2 rRNA genes are annotated in these 3,165 nt (G+C 50.6%); both read left to right on the top strand.

Annotation, left to right across the window (positions count from 1 at the left end):
* Positions 1–17 precede the first annotated feature (17 nt).
* Positions 18–2,911: ribosomal RNA gene (locus tag AB4138_RS04155) — 23S ribosomal RNA — on the top strand.
* Between the two features lie 137 nt (positions 2,912–3,048).
* Positions 3,049–3,164: ribosomal RNA gene (rrf, locus tag AB4138_RS04150) — 5S ribosomal RNA — on the top strand.
* The last annotated feature ends 1 nt before the right edge of the window (position 3,165 follow it).

Raw genomic sequence — 3,165 nt, 5'->3', positions numbered from 1 at the left:
ACCCTTTCGGGTTGTATGGTTAAGTGACTAAGCGTACACGGTGGATGCCTTGGCAGTCAGAGGCGATGAAAGGCGTAATAACTTGCGATAAGCCCAGATTAGGTAGTAATAACCTTTTGAGTCTGGGATTCCTGAATGGGGAAACCCACTTACATAAGTAAGTATCCTGTTGTGAATACATAGCAACAGGAGGCAAACCGGGGGAACTGAAACATCTAAGTACCCCGAGGAAGAGAAATCAACCGAGATTCCGAAAGTAGCGGCGAGCGAAATTGGATTAGCCCTTAAGCTTTTAATGAGACAGATGAAGGCTCTGGAAAGTGCCGCAATAAAGGGTGATAGCCCCGTAATCGACATCTCATCATCAGTGAAAACGAGTAGGGCGGGACACGTGATATCCTGTCTGAATATGGGGGGACCATCCTCCAAGGCTAAATACTACTGACTGACCGATAGTGAACCAGTACCGTGAGGGAAAGGCGAAAAGAACCCCTGTGAGGGGAGTGAAATAGAACCTGAAACCGTGTACGTACAAGCAGTAGGAGCACCTTCGTGGTGTGACTGCGTACCTTTTGTATAATGGGTCAGCGACTTAATTTTAGTAGCAAGGTTAACCGTTTAGGGGAGCCGTAGGGAAACCGAGTCTTAACTGGGCGTACAGTTGCTAGGATTAGACCCGAAACCAGGTGATCTAGCCATGGGCAGGTTGAAGGTTGAGTAACATCAACTGGAGGACCGAACCGACTAATGTTGAAAAATTAGCGGATGACTTGTGGCTAGGGGTGAAAGGCCAATCAAACCTGGAGATAGCTGGTTCTCCCCGAAAGCTATTTAGGTAGCGCCTCGGACGAATACTACTGGGGGTAGAGCACTGTTAAGGCTAGGGGGTCATCCCGACTTACCAACCCTTTGCAAACTCCGAATACCAGTAAGTACTATCCGGGAGACACACGGCGGGTGCTAACGTCCGTCGTGGAGAGGGAAACAACCCAGACCGCCAGCTAAGGTCCCAAAGTATAGCTAAGTGGGAAACGATGTGGGAAGGCTCAGACAGCCAGGATGTTGGCTTAGAAGCAGCCATCATTTAAAGAAAGCGTAATAGCTCACTGGTCGAGTCGGCCTGCGCGGAAGATGTAACGGGGCTAAGCTATACACCGAAGCTGCGGCTACGTACCTTAGGGTATGTGGGGTAGGGGAGCGTTCTGTAAGCCGTTGAAGGTGGTCTGTAAGGGCTGCTGGAGGTATCAGAAGTGCGAATGCTGACATGAGTAACGATAAAGGGAGTGAAAAACTCCCTCGCCGGAAGACCAAGGGTTCCTGTCCAACGTTAATCGGGGCAGGGTAAGTCGACTCCTAAGGCGAGGCCGAAAGGCGTAGTCGATGGGAAACGGGTTAATATTCCCGTACTTCTTACAATTGCGATGGGGGGACGGAGAAGGCTAGGTGGGCCTGGCGACGGTTGTCCAGGTTCAAGTACGTAGGCGGGTGGTTTAGGTAAATCCGGACCGCTACTAACGCTGAGATACGATGTCGAGCTACTACGGTAGTGAAGTCATTGATGCCATGCTTCCAGGAAAAGCCTCTAAGCTTCAGATTGTAAGGAATCGTACCCCAAACCGACACAGGTGGTCGGGTAGAGAATACCAAGGCGCTTGAGAGAACTCGGGTGAAGGAACTAGGCAAAATGGTACCGTAACTTCGGGAGAAGGTACGCTCTTATCAGTGAAGTCCCTTGCGGATGGAGCAGACGAGAGTCGCAGATACCAGGTGGCTGCAACTGTTTATTAAAAACACAGCACTGTGCAAAATCGTAAGATGACGTATACGGTGTGACGCCTGCCCGGTGCCGGAAGGTTAATTGATGGGGTTAGACTTCGGTCGAAGCTCTTGATCGAAGCCCCGGTAAACGGCGGCCGTAACTATAACGGTCCTAAGGTAGCGAAATTCCTTGTCGGGTAAGTTCCGACCTGCACGAATGGCGTAATGATGGCCACGCTGTCTCCACCCGAGACTCAGTGAAATTGAAATCGCTGTGAAGATGCAGTGTACCCGCGGCTAGACGGAAAGACCCCGTGAACCTTTACTACAGCTTGGCACTGAACATTGAACCTACATGTGTAGGATAGGTGGGAGACTATGAAACCGCGTCGCTAGATGTGGTGGAGTCGTCCTTGAAATACCACCCTTGTAGTTTTGATGTTCTAACGTTGGTCCCTGAATCGGGATTACGGACAGTGCCTGGTGGGTAGTTTGACTGGGGCGGTCTCCTCCCAAAGAGTAACGGAGGAGCACGAAGGTGGGCTAAACACGGTTGGACATCGTGTGGTTAGTGCAATGGCATAAGCCCGCTTGACTGCGAGAATGACAATTCGAGCAGGTGCGAAAGCAGGTCATAGTGATCCGGTGGTTCTGAATGGAAGGGCCATCGCTCAACGGATAAAAGGTACTCCGGGGATAACAGGCTGATACCGCCCAAGAGTTCATATCGACGGCGGTGTTTGGCACCTCGATGTCGGCTCATCACATCCTGGGGCTGAAGTCGGTCCCAAGGGTATGGCTGTTCGCCATTTAAAGTGGTACGCGAGCTGGGTTTAGAACGTCGTGAGACAGTTCGGTCCCTATCTGCCGTGGGCGTTGGAAAATTGAAAGGGGCTGCTCCTAGTACGAGAGGACCGGAGTGGACGAACCTCTGGTGTTCGGGTTGTCATGCCAATGGCATTGCCCGGTAGCTAAGTTCGGAATCGATAACCGCTGAAAGCATCTAAGCGGGAAGCGAGCCTTGAGATGAGTTTTCCCTGGCACTATAAGTGTCCTAAAGGGTTGTCGTAGACTACGACGTTGATAGGCAGGGTGTGTAAGTGCTGCGAGGCATTGAGCTAACCTGTACTAATTGCCCGTGAGGCTTAACCATACAACACCCAAGGGGTTTTGTGGACTCAAAGAAAGACCAGACCTTGAATGAGTTTGAAGAGATAGACTTTTAAATACAGTTTTCCAGATTATTTTGCCTTCAGTTTTTAAAAAAGCTGAAAGTAAAAGCAAAATTTGCTTGGCGACCATAGCATTGTGGACCCACCTGATTCCATGCCGAACTCAGAAGTGAAACACAATAGCGCCGATGGTAGTGTGGGGCTTCCCCATGTGAGAGTAGGACATCGCCAGGCT

Source organism: Vibrio sp. 10N.286.52.C3 (genome assembly GCF_041468865.1).
Taxonomy (GTDB): domain Bacteria; phylum Pseudomonadota; class Gammaproteobacteria; order Enterobacterales; family Vibrionaceae; genus Vibrio; species Vibrio crassostreae_C.
The sequence above is the reverse complement of the archived record's forward strand: the minus strand, read 5'-3'. Positions and strand labels throughout refer to the sequence as shown.